The sequence below is a fragment of the Pseudomonas putida genome (assembly GCF_003228315.1).
Lineage (GTDB): Bacteria > Pseudomonadota > Gammaproteobacteria > Pseudomonadales > Pseudomonadaceae > Aquipseudomonas > Aquipseudomonas putida_S.
In genome coordinates this window covers 865387-881567 of the sequence record NZ_CP029693.1, presented here as the reverse complement: position 1 = coordinate 881567, position 16181 = coordinate 865387, and the positions used below count along the sequence as shown (strand labels likewise).

Genomic DNA, 16181 nt, shown 5'->3' with positions numbered 1-16181 from the left:
GCATAACGGTTCATTCATGGACCACGATGGAGAATAACAATGACAGTAACTTCACGTTTGGCGCGTGGCAGTGGCATCTTTGTCGCTTCCTTGCTCGCAGGGGCGATCCAGTGCGCCAGTGCCGTCGCCGCCGAATCGCCCGTTACATCACCACCTGTCTTCGCTGACCAACAGGTCAGCGATGCCTATATCTACCTGCTCGGGCGTTTGCTCGTCATGCGCCAGCAGCAGCTGGATTTTCAGGAGGGCATGACCTGGAACCACTTGGTGCACCGAAAACCCGGTGCGGTTGACTGGCCCAATCCCAATCTCGACGTCGCCTATTCGGAGGCCTGGGTGGCCGTCGATGAGCACAGTTGTACCCAGGTGAGCGTGCCGAAGATCACCGATCGTTATTACACGGTGCAACTGCTCAATGGCTGGGGGGAAACCCTGGCCAATATCAATGAACGCGCGTTCGCTGACCATCCGGATGGAGAGTTCGCGGTGTGCCTCAAGGGCGCGAAAGTGGATTTGCCGGCCAATACCCGGCGAATCGACCTCCCGGTACGCACGGCACGCGTGTTGTCGCGGGTGGAACTGGGCTCGGATTGGAACGTCGCCGAGCGACTGCAACATCAGTTCAGCATGCGACCTACAGGCACGCCTCAATTGCCGCCCGTGCCGAAGGCGCCAATATTCGAGTTGTATAAGCTACCCACGGTGGAAGCGTTCGATACCGCTTCGGTGGCGCTTGAGGAGCCTGACCTCAATCCGGGCATGCAGACGCTGCAAGCTCAGGTGCGTGGCATTGCCGAGCAGATCAAACAACCCGGCGAGCGTGCGCGTATTGACCAGCAAATCAAGACGCATGCCTTTGCCAATCTTGCCAGCGCAGCGTCCACCATCGGACCGGGCACATTGCGCGATGGCTGGGTTCGGCCTGCGACTTCGGGCGCCTACGGCAGCGATTATCTGACCCGGACGCTGATCGACCTTGGCGGCATCTGGGCTAATACCAGTGCGGAGGTCAACTATTACCGTGGCGCGCGGGATGCTGACGGAAAGGTCCTCGATGGCGGGCACAGCTACTCACTGACATTCCCTCGTGAACAATTGCCCTCCGGTTTTGCACGGTACTTCTGGTCCGTCACGGCCACCAACAGCAAAACGTTCCGGGTGCTGCCCAATTCGCTTGACCGGTTCTTGCTGAACAATCAATCGGACCTGCACTACAACGCCGACGGCTCCCTCACGCTGTATTTCGGACCGCAACTGCCACCTGGGGCGGCCCAGAACAACTGGCTGCCGACTGTGGCAGGCGAGCCGTTCCGGTTGATGCTGCGCTACTACGGCGCCAAGGGGCCGGTGGCCAGCGGCGAGTATTTCCCACCCGCGCTGGTGCGGCTATGAAACGCCTATCTACTATTACCAAGGACAAACCAATGAACGAATGGAAAGTGCTGCTGGCGTCTTGCGCGTTGCTGGCGACCGGTCTTCCCGCCGCACATAGTCAGGTATTGCCGGGCGCGCAGGTGCCGGTAACGGTCGACAATTTTGCCCGAGCCGAGTCTGATCGGTATTTCGCCATGACCATCAAACGGGCAGCAGGGCTGGGCCAGTTCTTCCATTGGCGGCAACTGGTCCCCGCAGGCGCCCAGACCGTCGTGCGGCCCAACCGCGATACGCTTTATTCCACCGCAGTCTTCGATCTGGATGCCGGGCCTGTCAGCATCACCCTGCCGGATGCGGGCAAGCGCTATATCTCGTTGGCCCTGATCAACGAAGACCATCATGTGGTGGATGTTGATTATGCCGCCGGCCAGTACACCGTGAGCCGGGCGCAGGTGGGCACCCGCTACGTCATGCTCGGTGTACGGATCCTGGTGAATCCGGCTGATCCTGCGGACCTGAGCCAAGTCCATGCTCTGCAGGACGCCATTGCCGTGACCCAGGCCAATGGGCCGGGGCGCTTCGACGTGCCGGAGTGGGATGAATCGAGCCGGGCCAGGATTCGCGATGCGTTGGCCGTTTTGGGCCAGTCGCTGGACGATTCAAGGGATATGTTCGGCAAGACCTCTGACGTGGACCCGGTACGGCACTTGATCGGCAGCGCAACCGCATGGGGCGGCAATCCGCAGAAAGACGCGTTTTACCAAATCGTCACACCTGAACGTAACGATGGTCTGACCCCTTATCGCCTGGTCGTGGACCAGGTACCGGTTCAAGCCTTCTGGTCGATCAGTGTTTACGATGCCGATGGCCGGTTTCGGCCAAATGCTCTTGAGGCCTACACCCTCAACAATCTGACCGCGAAGAAAGACCAGAGCGGGCGAGTGTCCGTGCAGTTTGGCGGTTGCACGGCCAGCACGGACAATTGCCTGCCGATCATGCCGGGGTGGAACTACATGGTGCGGTTCTATCTGCCGCAGAAGTCAATTCTGGACGGCAGCTGGAAATTGCCCCAGGCACAGCCGGCATCCTGAGGGACAAGAACATACTGTGGGAGATGCTTGCTCGCGATGGACGTCAACGATGACACGGGATTTCTGAATGACCGCGTTGTCTGCACGTTTTTCGCGAGCAGGCTCGCTCCTACAGGGAACAAGTCGACCGGAAAATAGCCACGCCAAATCAGTCCCACCTGCAAGATAACCCGCAAAAAAAGCCCCGATGTCCCCAGCCTGACCAAGGGCGGTAGGGGACATCAGGGCGAAATCGAAGGGGTAAACGTTCAGAACAAACAGCGAATCAGGACACGCAACGCGTCTTGTCTTTCCAGTACTTTTCACGCACCTGACGGCGCAGCACCTTACCCACGACACTGAGCGGGAGGGCGTCGACAAACTGGACGGACTTGGGTGCCTTGAAGCGACCCAGGCGCCCCTTGACGTGCTCGATCAACGCATCGACCGAGACGATCTGGCCATCCTTGAGGATCACTTCGGCATGCACCGCCTCACCCCACTCTTCATGTGGAATACCCACGACGGCCGAGTTCAACACCGCAGGGTGGGCATTGAGCGCCGCCTCCACCTCGATGGCGTACACGTTGAAACCACCGGTGATGATCATGTCTTTCTTGCGGTCGACCAGGTACAGAAAGCCCTCCTGATCGATGTAACCCAGGTCGCCGGATTTCCAGTAACCATCGTGGAATTCCTGCGCCGTGCCTTGCGGGTTTTTGAAGTAACCCGAAATGGTGCCCCGGGAACGCACCCACAACTCACCCGTCGTGCCCAAAGGCACTTCCTGACCATTGTCATCGACGATCAGGATCTCCGCGCCGACGGCAATGCGCCCGGCCGAAGACAGTTGTTTATCGTTCTGGGTCAGATGATCGGCCTTGCCGAGCAACGCCACGGCATGCAGGCACTCAGTGGCGCCGTAGATCTGCATGAAAATATTGCCGAAGCGTTCCTGTGCCTGGCGCAGCTTGGCCGGGCTCATCGGTGCTGCCCCGTAGGCCATGGTCTGCAGCGAAGACAGGTCATAATCCCGTGATTCAGGCAATTCCAGCAGGCGATAGATCATGGTCGGCACGAGCAGGGTCATGGTGACCTTTTCTGCTTCGATATTGCGGCACAGGCGGGCCAGGTCCGGGACGTTTTGGGTCAGGGTACAGCCGCCGCGGTACAGCGTCGGCAGCAGCCCCAGTCCGGAGCCATGGCTGATGGGCGCCATGTGCAGGAAGCGGGTGTCCGGCTGATAGGGTTGCTCGGCTTCCAGGTACATCGAGTCGCGCAACGCCATCCAGTTTTCGATGGTGTAGGCCACGCACTTGCTCTGACCGGTGGTGCCGCCGGTGAAGCGATAGACCAGCGTGTCCTTTTGAGTGTCGTTGTCGACGCCCGGATTGTGATCCGGCACGCCGTCGAGCAGGTCCCAGAAATACAACAGGCCGGCACGCGGGTGTTCTGGAGGGTCCATGCAGACGACGGTGATGCCCTGATCGTGAAGCGAGTCGAAGTAACGATCGATTAACGCGTTCTCGATGAACACCACTTTGGGGCGCAGGAATTCGATTTGCCAGCGATGCTCTTCGAAAGCGTCGCGATAGTTCGCGTAGGCAGCGGCGGCGTCGCCCTTGAGCGCCGTCCAGGCATGGAACAGCGAGATGTTGTCGTTTTCCAGGATGCACAGGTAGACATCCCCGCGGCGAAGCCCAAGACGCCCGCGCAGCATGTTGACGACGCGGTTGGTCAGCGAGTGGAGTTCACGGAAGTTGTAGCGGCGATTGCGCTCGATGTTGACCAGGGCTTCCCGATCGCCGAACCGCACGGCCAGGTTACCGACCGTGTGTGCGAAGTTCATTATTGTCATTGTTCATTCTCCGTCCGGGCGTGTGGCTGCACGCCCGTTGCGATCATCGTCGCGAGTTTAACCCGAGCGAGGGCCCGGCAATACTCAGGCCTGACGAGCCTTGATGGCCGCCATGGCAGTGTCAATGAACTCCTTGACCTGCGCGTTGGCGTCGAAACGCTCCACGGCAGTGCTCCAGTCGGTGATCTGCGCCATGTGCGCCTCAACGGCTTCCGGTGTCAGATCCTCGTTGCCGATGTACACCGGAGCGGTCTCTTCCATGCGCACGGCGGAGAACACGCCGGCACCGGCTCCGAGAATCAGCTTGGTCGGTGCGTTTTCGCTGACCAGGAACAATGCGCCCGGGGTGACTTGCTCAGGACGGCTGGCCGCCAGCAGTTCGGCCGGCATCACGTCCTCGGTCATGCGGGTGGCCGCCATTGGCGCCAGGGTGTTGACCAGGATATTGTTCTTGCGGCCTTCGATGGCGAGCATGTTCATCAGGCCCACCACCGCCATCTTCGCCGCGCCATAGTTGGCCTGGCCGAAGTTGCCGAACAGGCCGGCGGCCGAGGTGGTCATCAGGATGCGGCCATAGTTCTGCTCGCGCATCAGTTCCCACACTGCCTTGGTGCAGTTGATCGAGCCCATCAAGTGCACATCGATCACTGCCTTAATATCAGCCATTTCCATCTTGGCGAACGACTTGTCGCGCAGGATGCCGGCGTTGTTGATCAGGATGTCGACGCGACCGAAGGCTTCGACCGCTTGTTTGACCATGGCCTGGACCTGTTCGTAGTCGGCCACGTTGGCGCCGTTGGCAATGGCGACGCCACCGGCCTGGCGGATTTCCTCGACCACCGCCAGGGCGGCGTCAGACGAGCTGCCAGAACCGTCGCGGCTACCGCCGAAGTCGTTGATCACAACCTTGGCGCCGCGCGCCGCCAGGTTCAATGCATGAACGCGGCCAAGGCCGTTGCCGGCGCCGGTGACGATAGCAACGCGATCATCAAAACGAATGGTCATCATATTTTCCTCTGGTGAAATCATAGTAGGTGGAGTGCGGCGCAGGAAATGCGTGGTTTCCAATGAGTCGCCGCCCTCCATAAACGATCAGGCGCGGCCGAAAATGCCGACGTGCTCGGTGGACTCTTCCACACGCCACAGACCGCCGCCGTTGCCTTGCAAGGCGATTCGGGCACCTTCGACCTGACGCGGGCCACAGTTGCCACGCAGTTGCTCGACCAGCTCGAAGATCTGGCCGATGCCAGTGGCGCCGATCGGATGCCCCTTGGACTCCAGGCCGCCGGAAGGGTTGACCGGCAAACGGCCGCCCAGGGCGCTGTCGCCAGTCTCGGCCATCACACCGCTCATGCCCGGTTCGCATAGGCCCAGGGCTTCGATTGCCAGCAGTTCGCCGATAGCGGTGGCGTCATGCACTTCAGCCACATCGACATCTTGCGGGCTGATGCCTGCCTGCTCGAATGCCGCCTTGCCAGCCAGGTGGGTGCAACCTTTGTCGAAGTCTTCGGCTGCCCGGGCCGAGGCTGAGCGCACGACGCTGGCCAGAACCTTGACGGCACGGTTCTTGTTGAAACCGTATTTCTTGAATGCCGATTCAGTGCAGAGGATGACGGCGGCGGCGCCATCGGAAATCGGCGAGCACATCGGCAGGGTGATCGGGTAGGTGATCGGCGGGGCGGCGAGGATTTCCTCGATGCTCATGGCATTGCGGTACTGGGAGCGCTCGTTGTGCACCGAGTGGCCATGGTTCTTCGAGGACACGGCAGCCAACTGGCGCTGGGTAATGCCATAACGCTCCATCAGGCCGCCACGACCCAGGGCCGCGTAGACGTCCATGAACGGGCTGTAAGGTTTTTCCGATTGCGAGCCGGCAGGCGGCACGATGCCCTTGCCCATGCTCGCCAGATAATGCTTGTTTTCCTCGAAGGTTTCGATGTCCCAGGCGGACTCGAACGCCGAGAACATTTTTGCCTTGTCGCTATAGAACATCTTCTCGGCGCCCACAGCCAAAGCCACATCGGCAGCACCGGCCTGCAACTGGGTCACGGCCAGGTTGAAGGCATGGCTCGAAGAGGCGCAAGCCCCTTCGATGTTGAAGATCGGGATGCTGTCCAGGCCTAGCGGCAAGAGTGCCACTTGACCACGGATCATGTGCTGGCCATCAAAGTGGCCCTGGGTGCAGTTGCCGAAGAATCCGACCTGAATCCACTTCCGGTCGCAATCGGCATCCTTCAGTGCATCTTCCACCGCCCAGGCGGTCAGTTGCTTGATGGTCTTGTCAGTGTGACGGCCGAAGGCGGTCATGCCGACGCCGACGATGTATACGTTTTCCATGGTTGCCTCGAATAGTTGAGGAAAAAGGCCGGGCACCTGACTCAGTAGCCCTTGAAATCCGGTTTGCGCTTCTCGGCGAAGGCGCGCACGCCCTCGGCCATGTCGTAGGAGCGCTGGTGGTTACGCAGTTCCAGCAGTTCCTGGCGCAACGCGTCGGCGCGGGTCTTGTCGCCAGCTTCGTCGGCCACTTTTTTCATCTTGCGCAGCACTAGCGGGCTTTTTTGCGCCAGTTTGTCGCCCAGGGCCTGGACGCGATCGACCAGTTCCTCATCAGCAACCACTTCGCTGACCAGGCCGTAGTTCTTCATGTCCTGGGCGGGCAGGGCGTCACCGGTGAACAGCATGTATTTGGCGATGTTCTCCGGAATCTTGCGGGGCAATACCGCCGCGCCACCGCCACCGGGGAATACGCCGAAATTGGAGTGGGCATCACCGAAGCGAGCACTTTGCGCGGCAATCACCAGATCGCAGCACAGTACGGTTTCCAGACCACCGGCCAAGGCCATACCGTTGACGGCGGCAATTACTGGCTTGGGAAAGGCACGCAGCGCGTCGAAGAAAGTGACGATGGTGTCCAGCAGGTCTTTCTCGCCAGGCTGTGGTGTGCCGCCGGCCTTGAGGTCAGCGCCGGCACAGAAGGCCGGACCGGTGGCGGTCAGGACCACCACGCGGACCTGATCGTCATGTTCCCAGGCGTTCAGGCGGGCGGTCATGGCCTCCAGCATTTCACGGTTAAGGGCGTTCATGGCTTTCGGGCGGGTCAAGGTGACCCAGCCCACCTGGCCCTTGAGTTCAAAAGAAACGGACTCGCTCATCTCCAATCCTCGATCAACATGCAATTGACGTTTCTGTCTGGATTGGAAATTACGCGAGTCCCTCAGACTCGATCCCCCCCCCTTGCGGACGGGGCGAGCGTCACTTCGTCTGTTGCAGGATGTGCCGCACATACAGGCAATAAGCCAAAGGGCGGAGACCCAATCATGCAGACAAATGTCATCAACGCCGGCGATCTGTTGGTCGCCACCAAGTTCTCGCCGCCGCGCCTGAGTGCCCGGCATATCCCGCGCGCGCATCTGTTGGCGCGCCTACGCGAGTCGCAACCGTGCAGTGCCAGCCTGATTACCGGAGGGGCGGGGTTCGGTAAAACGATTCTTCTGGCCCAGTGGCGCCTGGAGTTGATGAAAGCAGGGCTGGATGTAGCCTGGGTTTCGTTCAGCCTTGATGACCGGCAGTTCGCCAGCTTCCTTTCCTATTTACTGGCAGCCTTGCAACGCCTGGGCATCGGCATCGAACAGGATTGGCTCAACAGTGACGGCAGCGAGCAGTCGATCAACGCCTTGATCGCCCTGGTCACCCATGCGGCGCAAAACATTGAAAGAGAGTTGCACCTGCTGCTCGACGATTTTCATCATGTCGATTCTCCGGCCTCACATCGCCTGATGCAGAAATTGTTCGACCATTGCCCGGCCAACCTGCACGTCACCATCGCTTCGCGGACGACACCGCCATTGAGCCTGGGGCGGTTGCGCATGCAGGGGCATGTCGCCGAGATCGATACCGTCGAGTTGCCGTTCGATCTGGACGAGACCCGGGACTTCTTCAAGCAGAACCTCAGCACCCTGGCGCTGACGGCCGACGAGGAACGGTTGATTCATGATTTGACCAATGGCTGGCCCGCCAGCCTGCAGCCCATTGCAACCATGTTGCGGGTGCGTCCGACGCGGCGTTCGCAGTTGCGCTCGATCCTGCGCAACTCGGCGGATTTGCAGGCGTACCTGACCGAAGACGTGCTGGCCTGTTTACCATCCGAGTTGCTGGAGTTCATGGAAAAAGTCTCGATCCTGCGCCGCTTCAATGCCGATCTGAGCGAGTTCGTGACGGGAAGCGCTCACGTCCGGGACATGATCAAGCGCGCCGAAGACGAGAATCTGCTGATTCATCGCATCGAGTCCGATGACAGTACGCCCTGGTATCGCTTTCACCCGCTGTTCGGCGAGTTTCTCATCCAGCGTCTGTTGAGCCACGGCGAGGCTAAGGTCCAGGCGCTTCATCGCCTCGCCAGCCAGTGGTTTGCCGAGCATGATTATCTGGTGGAGGCCGTGCGCCACGCCAACCTGGGCGGTGACCGCGACGATGCCGTCAAGGCCATGGAACAAGCCGCATCGACGACCTGGAGCATGGCTTACACCAGTCCGATGCTGCACCTGCTCGAACGCCTGCCCCAGGACATTTTGTTCGCCCATCCGCAACTGTTCATCATGGGCTGCCTGACGTATGCCTTCACGGCCCGACCGGAAAAGGCCCAGCGCTGGCTGGAACAGATACGCCGCAGCGAGGCGTCGCGCCTGCCGGCGATCTCCTCGAAACTGGTGCTGGCCGATGCCGCCATCGCGTTGCAACTGGATGAGCCCCGCCGGGTCATCGGGTTGCTGGAACCGACCCTTCAGACGCCGCTGGAAAACCACTCCCTGCGCTACATCAGTCTGTCAGCCCTCGCCACGGCCTACCTGTCAGTGGGGCGCCCGGACGACGCCAGAAAGCTTCATGAACAGCATCCCGTTGATCTGAGTCACTGCGACAACGACATGGCGCTGGTCTTTGAAAACACCCGGGCACTGACGAGCCTCAGTGAGGGCAATGCGCAACAGGCACAACGTATCGGGACCAGCGTCAACGCTCGCGCCGAGCAGGCTTATGGTCGTGGCTCGGTGGCGGCCAATCTGTGCGCCGCCACGCTATGCGATGCCTGGTACGAACTGGATCAGCTCGATGAGGCGCTGCAAGTGTTGGCCAATCGCAGCGGTATCTTGCGTTCATCCATGCCTGATGTGATGGGTCGCGCCTCCATCTGCCGTGCGCGTATCACCTTGCAGCGCGAGTCGCCGCAGGCGGCCTTGAACTTTCTCGAAACCCAAAGCGCGCATTTTCATGTACTGGGCCTGGACCGGTTGTTGGCCTTCATGCTGGCCGAGCAAGTTCGCGTGCTGGTGCTGCAAGGAGAAAATCGTCGCGCCAGCGAGCTGGTGACTCGCCTGACGGCCCTGGAAGCATCGCAACGTCCGCACGCAGAGGTGCGCGATGAAATCGCCTGCCAGACCGCCATGTCCAAAGCGCGGCTGGCTCTGGCAATGCGTGATCCGCTCAGTACGCTGGAGCAACTACAGACCGTGATCACCTTCGCCGAACAATCTGCGCGTGGGCGGTTATTGGTCCGGGCGCGGCTGCTCGGCGCGCAGGCCCACGCCATGCTCGATCAGCCGGAGTCGGCGCGGGCCTACCTGCAACAGGCCGTGGATGCCTGCGCCCGGATGGGGCTGGTTCGGACCTTGCTCGATGAAGGCCCGGCGCTGTTGTCGTTGCTGGCGCAATGGCAGGACGAAATCGCCGGCGACGGTTCAGTCGGCGACTATTTGAACGCATTGCTGTGCCATGAAACGGCTCAGGCGCAGCCCGCGCCAGTGGTGAGCGCGCCAAGGCACTCGAACGAGGGCCCGCGGGCCAGCCTGACACCTCGTGAACTGGAGATTCTCGGGCTGGTTGCCCAAGCCATGTCCAACAAACGAATCGCCCTGACGCTCAACATCACTTTTGGCACCGTGAAGTGGAACGTGAAAAACATCCTCGCCAAATTGGGTGTGTCCAGCCGCTATGCGGCAATCACCCTGGCGCGCCAGCAGGGCATGCTCAAGTGACGGGACGTTGATCGCGGCGTGCGCCCCCTCCCGAGACGGGAGGCGCGTACGTGCGTGGTCAACCCGCATGCTCAGGTCAGCATCGATTTTTTGACCCGGATCAAGAGGAAGACCATGAGCGATACATCTGCAGCATTCCTGAGCGAGCAGGAAATCATGATTCGCGACGCCGCACGCAAGGTGGCCCAGGAAGTCGTGGCGACCACGGCAGCCGAACGCGACCGCACGGGCGCTTGGCCGCACGCGGAACTCAAGGCGGTGGCCGAACTCGGCTTCCTTGGCATGCAAGTTCCGGAAGAGGCAGGCGGTTCGGGCATGTCATTCCCGGAATACTGCCTGTGCATCGAGGAATTCGCCGCCGCCGACGCTGGCTTTGCGACCATCCTGCATGTCCACAACGGCATGACCGACATGCTGCATCGCTTCGGCACCCAAGAGCAGAAGCAGAAGTACCTGGCCGGGATGATTTCCGGCGAGCTCATCGCCGCCGGCCTGCTCACCGAGCCCCAGGCCGGTTCCGACACCGCCGCCTTCCGCACTTCGGCGCGTCGCGAGGGCGACCACTACGTGCTCAATGGCAGCAAGCAGTTCATCTCCAACGGCAACGAAGCCGGGATTGCCTTCGCGATCGCCGCCACCACGGATACGCCCGAAGGTCGCAAAGGCGCGAGCATGTTTATCATCGACCCACGGGAGCCGGGCTACATCGTGGCACGCGTGGAAAGCAAGATGGGGCAGCGTTCGGCCCATGTGGCGGCGATCCAGTTGGACAACTGCCGGGTACCGGTGCAAAACCTGCTGGCCGAGGAAGGCACTGCCTACAAACGCCTGATGGCCACCCTGTCCGAAGGTCGCATCGGTATTGCCGCCGTGGCGGTAGGTGCCGCCCGTGCCGCGCTGGAAGCGGCGGTGAAGTACGCACACGAGCGTGAAGCCTACGGTGCGCCGATCATCAAGTTGCAAGGCGTGGCGTTCGATCTGGCCGACATGGCCACTCAGTTCGAGGTGGCCCAGCACTACATGCTGCACGCCGCGCGCTTGCATTGCGCCGGTGTGCCCTGCGCCAAGGAAGCGTCCATCGCCAAATTGTTCGCCAGCGAAATGGCTGAAAAGGTCTGTTCCGATGCGCTGCAGATCCATGGAGGCTACGGCTACCTGAACGATTTCCCGGTGGAGCGTTACTGCCGTGACGTACGGGTCACCAAGATTTACGAGGGCACCAGCCACATCCAGAAGGTGATCATCGCCCGCAACCTGTAATTGACCCGCTGGGCAATCCCAACCTTGAGCACGGCCGGGCATCACCGGCCGATGCCGCATCAGGAGGAAATGGACGTGACTGACAGTGCAGTGCTGTATGAAAAGATCGGCAAGACCGCGCTGATCACCCTGAACCGGCCGCAGAAAAAGAATGCGTTCGAGGCCGCCATCAACGAAGCCCTGCCGGCCGCATTGATGGCAGCGCGGGATGATCACTCGGTTCGCTCGATTGTGTTGACCGGCGCCGGCGGTTCATTCTGCTCGGGCTTCGACCTGGGCAGCCTGGAGGAGGGCGAAGATGGCACGTTCGCCGGGCGCAAGCTGGTGCTGGGCTTTCATGAATGGTTCGCCGGTCTGGTCGACCTGCAAAAACCTGTGATCGCGGCAGTTGACGGCGCAGCGGTGGGCGCCGGGTTTTCCCTGGCCCTGGCCGCGGATTTCATGTTCGTGACGCCACGGGTGCGGCTATTACCTACCTTCTTGAGCCTGGGGCTGGTGCCGGACCTGTCGATGCTGTACGTACTGCCGCGCCTGGTCGGGCTGGCGAAGGCCAAGGAGCTGATTTTTTGCGCACGGGCGGTAGATGCACAGCAAGCGCTGGAGCTTGGTTTGGCGCAGGTCATCGTCTCGCAGGATCAGCTGCTGGACAGCGCCTTGCAGTTCGCCGCCCAGTTCGATGACGCGCCGTCCGATGCGCTAGGATTGGCCAAGACCCTGCTCAATCGCTCGTTCGAGACGGACCGTCAGGCGATGACCCAGTTCGAGGCTTGCGCGCAGTCGCTGTGCGGGGCCAGTCGATACCATGCCGAAGCCGTACGACGCTTTCTCGGCAAGGAAGGCTTGCCCTACCTTGGCGCGAAACTGCCACAGCCATAAACCCCCAAATGGGGAGGGGCGGCAGGACTTCGGGGCTGCCTATCCTTGAGACTCAAAACCCGCCGTCCGGCCCGATAAGCCGGAAAATGCCCAGGAGCCGGCAGGATTTCCACTGTTGAGGAGTAAGACATGATGCAGAAAGTCGTCGTTGCGGGTGTCGGCATGATCCCCTTCGTAAAACCCGGCCAGAGCGAAACCTATGCGGTCATGGGTGAGCAGGCCGTGCGCCTGGCCCTGGCAGATGCCGGCGTCGGTTACGAATCGGTGCAGCAGGCGTATGCCAGCTTTGTGTTCGGTGACTCCACCTGTGGCCAGCGTGTGCTCTACAACGTTGGCATGACTGGCATTCCGGTGTTGAACGTCAATAACAACTGCGCCAGTGGTTCATCGGCCTTGTACCTGGCCAACCAGGCCATCGCCAGCGGCATGGTGGATATCGTCCTGGCCTTCGGGTTCGAACAGATGATCCCCGGCGCCATCGGCAGTGCTTTCCCGGATCGCCCGAGCCCGCTGGAACTGTTCCTCGATCAATGTGACGAAGCGATTCCCGGTGCTGCGCAAATTCCGGCGGCCCTGCGAATTTTCGGCAGTGCCGGCGTGGAGCACATGCAGCGCTTCGGCACTCCGCTGGAAACCTTTGCCAAGATTCGCGCCAAGGCCAGCCGTCACGCGGCCAACAACCCCAAAGCCGTGTTCCGCAAAGTAGTCACCACTGAAGAAGTGATGGCCGACCAGGTGGTGTGGCCTGGCGTCATGACTCGCCTGATGGCTTGCCCACCGACCTGCGGTGCGGCCGCGGTGGTGTTGTGCAGCGAAGCCTATGCGTTGAAGCATGGTCTGGATCGCAGCGTGTCAATCGCCGGCCAGGCACTGACCACCGATGGTGCGGAAACGTTCAAATCAGGCGACATGCGTGATGTGGCCGGTTACTCGATGTCTCGTGCCGCAGCGCGCAAAGCCTATGAAATGGCCGGCATCGGCGCCGAAGACGTGCACGTCGTCGAGCTGCACGACTGCTTCGCCCAGAACGAGTTGCTGACCTATGAGTCCCTGGGTCTGTGCCCGGAAGGCGGGGCGCAGAAGTTCGTCGACGATGGCGACAACACCTATGGCGGTCAATACGTGGTCAACCCGTCCGGCGGCCTGCTATCCAAGGGCCACCCGATCGGGGCGACAGGCCTGGCGCAATGCACCGAGCTGGTCCAGCAACTGCGTGGCCGCGCCGAGCAGCGCCAGGTCGAGGGTGCGCGCATCGCGTTGCAACATAACGTCGGTATTGGTGGCGCCTGCGTCGTCACCCTGTACCGCAAAGACTGACAGGGGAAGCGCAATGGATTTTCAACCTGACGCCAGCCTCGAAGCGTTCCGCGAGCAAGTGCGCAGCTTCCTGCGCGACCAGGTCCCGGCGGATTTGAAGGGGCAACAGCGCTGCGCCCGCTCGCCGCGAGAACAGATCATGCGCTGGCAAAAACTCCTCACGGCGCGCGGCTGGGGTGCGCCTTACTGGCCCAAGGAGCACGGCGGTACCGGTTGGTCGGTGCCGCAGATCCTTGTGTTCGATGACGAATGCAGCGCTGCCGGCACGCCAACGCAAGATGGATTCGTGCACAAGATGCTCGGTCCCGTGCTCAACGCGTTTGCCACACCGGAACAAAAGGCCGAGCACCTGCCGCCGGTGCTTAATGGCGAGCGCCTGTGGTGCCAGGGTTTTTCCGAGCCGGGCTCCGGTTCCGACCTGGCATCGCTGCGCACTCGTGCCGAGCGCGATGGTGACCACTACGTGGTCAATGGACAGAAAATCTGGACCAGCTATGCGCATCACGCGGACTGGATCTTCTTGCTGGTACGCACCAACCCGGATGTGAAGAAGCAAGCGGGGATCAGCTTTTTGCTGGTGGACATGCGTACACCCGGTATTACCGTACGCCCGATCCGCAGCATCGACGATGCCCATCACTTGAATGAAACCTTCTTCGACAACGTGCGGGTGCCGGTCGGCAACTTGATTGGCGTGGAAGGACAGGGCTGGAGCATCACCAAGTTCTTGCTCAACAACGAACACGCCACCGTTGCCGATCTACCTGAACTCAAACGCTACCTGCGCGAGCTGCAGCTGATCGGCACGACGTTGCGGGTGGGCGAGCAGGCGCTTTTCGAACGCCCGGAATTCGCGCTGAAGCTGGCGCGCCTTGACGCCGAACTGCAAGCCATCGAAATGCTGGTGCAGCGGGTTGCGCGCCTGGAACAACAGCACAATCCGGCGTCGCACACACTGGGTTCGATGCTCAAGATCCGCGCCACCGAATTGCAGCAGCGCATCACCGAGGCGCAGATCGAGGCACTGGGCGACTACGGCGCGATTGCCTATCCGCATCCCCATGAGGCAGGCCCGGAACAGTCGTTCCCGCAGCAGGCACTGGCAAGGGGGATCAGCAATGACATGTTCCTGCGGCGCGCCTCGACGATTTACGGCGGCACCAGCGAAGTGCAGCGCGGCATTATCGCCAAGATGCTGTTCCAACTCTGATCTCAGGAAACCGCTATGGATTTCGAATTCACTTCGGAACAACAACTGTTGCAGGACAGCCTGCGACGCTATGTGGACAAGGCCTACAGTTTCGAGGCGCGTACCGCCCTGCTCAAGACAGGCAAAAACGGTAGTGCGGACAACTGGGGCCTGTTCGCCGCCAACGGCTGGCTGATGGCCGCGTTACCGGAAGAATACGGTGGGCTTGGTGGCTCGCTGGTGGACACGGTGATCATTGCCCAGGAACTGGGGCGCGGACTGGTACTGGAACCCTTCATGGCCTGTGGTGTGCTGGCGGCCCAGACGCTGTTGGCGGCGGGCAGCGACACGCAAAAAGCACGCCTGCTGCCGCAACTGGCCGACGGCACGTACCGTATCGCGCTGGCCTACAGCGAGGCGCAATCACGGGGCATGCCGTTGCCCGTCACCCTGCGGGCCGAGCGTCAGGAACACGGTTTTCGCCTGTCCGGACGCAAGACTCTGGTGCTGGGCGCCGAGGGTGCGAAGGCGTTCATCGTTTCGGCGCAGATACCGCAGACACCGGGTATCAGCCTGCTGTTGGTGGATGCAGATCGCCCAGGCCTGACCTGCCAGACGCTGCCATTGCACGACGGTACGTGGGCGCAGGAGCTGCATTTCGATGGCGTAGAAGTCGGCGCGGACGCCTTGCTTGGCGAGGCGGGGCAAGGCCTGTCCGGGTTACGACAAGGCCTGGCCCACGGCATCGTAGCCCTGTGCGCAGAGCTGATCGGTGCGATGGAAAAAACCATCGAAGTCACGGCCGATTACCTCAAGGTGCGCCAACAGTTCGGTGTGCCCATCGGCACTTTCCAGGCTTTGCAGCACCGCATGGCGGATATGGCGGCGGAGCTGGAGCTGGCCCGTTCGAGCCTGCACGCGGCCCTCGCCGCCATGGTCAATGATGATGAGGTCGCCCGCGACAAAACCGTTTCGGGCAGCAAGATGCTCATTTGCCGCGCGGCGAAGTCCGTTTGCGGCCAGGGCATCCAGTTGCACGGCGGCATTGGCGTGACCGAGGAGTACCTGGTCGGGCACTACTACAAACGGGCCATCGTCGCGGACTTGCTCCTGGGCGGCAGCGACAGCCACGAGGCCGCTTGTGCGGCCGCGCTACAGGCGCAATTGCGCGTCTGAACCGTTATTGAACAGACTATCGAGAGCACAAC

12 protein-coding genes are annotated in these 16181 nt (G+C 61.3%); 8 read left to right on the top strand and 4 right to left on the bottom strand.

Annotated features, from left to right (window positions below; genetic code table 11):
* The first annotated feature begins 39 nt into the window (after positions 1-39).
* On the top strand, positions 40-1392 hold the full coding sequence (locus DKY63_RS03980; RefSeq protein WP_110962890.1) for a DUF1214 domain-containing protein: 1353 nt from the start codon (positions 40-42) through the stop codon (positions 1390-1392).
* A gap of 32 nt (positions 1393-1424) precedes the next feature.
* On the top strand, positions 1425-2465 hold the full coding sequence (locus DKY63_RS03975; protein WP_110962889.1) for a DUF1254 domain-containing protein: 1041 nt from the start codon (positions 1425-1427) through the stop codon (positions 2463-2465).
* A 265-nt stretch (positions 2466-2730) separates the two neighbouring features.
* On the opposite strand, the gene DKY63_RS03970 is transcribed toward DKY63_RS03975, so the two are convergent.
* The 4 genes from DKY63_RS03970 to DKY63_RS03955 form a co-directional block, all read right to left on the bottom strand.
* Positions 2731-4302 (bottom strand): AMP-binding protein, encoded by a 1572-nt coding sequence (locus DKY63_RS03970; protein WP_239499370.1) that lies wholly within the window; start codon positions 4300-4302, stop codon positions 2731-2733.
* Positions 4303-4386: 84 nt separating this feature from the next.
* Positions 4387-5307 carry an SDR family NAD(P)-dependent oxidoreductase gene (locus DKY63_RS03965; protein WP_110962887.1) on the bottom strand — a complete coding sequence of 307 codons (921 nt, stop codon included), beginning with the start codon at positions 5305-5307 and terminating at the stop codon, positions 4387-4389.
* 87 nt (positions 5308-5394) lie between these two features.
* Entirely contained in the window at positions 5395-6639 is a 1245-nt protein-coding gene (locus DKY63_RS03960; protein ID WP_110962886.1) for a thiolase family protein, read from the bottom strand.
* Between the two features lie 41 nt (positions 6640-6680).
* Complete coding sequence (locus tag DKY63_RS03955; RefSeq protein WP_110962885.1) at positions 6681-7454, bottom strand: enoyl-CoA hydratase/isomerase family protein; 774 nt, start codon at positions 7452-7454, stop codon at positions 6681-6683.
* Between the two features lie 165 nt (positions 7455-7619).
* Between DKY63_RS03955 and DKY63_RS03950 the strand changes: the two genes are divergently transcribed.
* From DKY63_RS03950 to DKY63_RS03925, 6 genes are all read left to right on the top strand, one after another.
* Positions 7620-10331, top strand: a complete 2712-nt coding sequence (locus DKY63_RS03950; RefSeq protein WP_110962884.1) for a LuxR C-terminal-related transcriptional regulator — start codon at positions 7620-7622, stop codon at positions 10329-10331.
* 114 nt (positions 10332-10445) lie between these two features.
* Complete coding sequence (locus DKY63_RS03945) at positions 10446-11591, top strand: acyl-CoA dehydrogenase family protein (RefSeq protein ID WP_110967832.1); 1146 nt, start codon at positions 10446-10448, stop codon at positions 11589-11591.
* A gap of 75 nt (positions 11592-11666) precedes the next feature.
* Positions 11667-12467, top strand: a complete 801-nt coding sequence (locus DKY63_RS03940; RefSeq protein WP_110967831.1) for an enoyl-CoA hydratase/isomerase family protein — start codon at positions 11667-11669, stop codon at positions 12465-12467.
* A gap of 129 nt (positions 12468-12596) precedes the next feature.
* Complete coding sequence (locus DKY63_RS03935; protein ID WP_110962883.1) at positions 12597-13784, top strand: lipid-transfer protein; 1188 nt, start codon at positions 12597-12599, stop codon at positions 13782-13784.
* A gap of 13 nt (positions 13785-13797) precedes the next feature.
* Positions 13798-14994, top strand: a complete 1197-nt coding sequence (locus DKY63_RS03930; protein WP_110962882.1) for an acyl-CoA dehydrogenase family protein — start codon at positions 13798-13800, stop codon at positions 14992-14994.
* Positions 14995-15009: 15 nt separating this feature from the next.
* Entirely contained in the window at positions 15010-16149 is a 1140-nt protein-coding gene (locus DKY63_RS03925) for an acyl-CoA dehydrogenase family protein (protein WP_110962881.1), read from the top strand.
* The last annotated feature ends 32 nt before the right edge of the window (positions 16150-16181 follow it).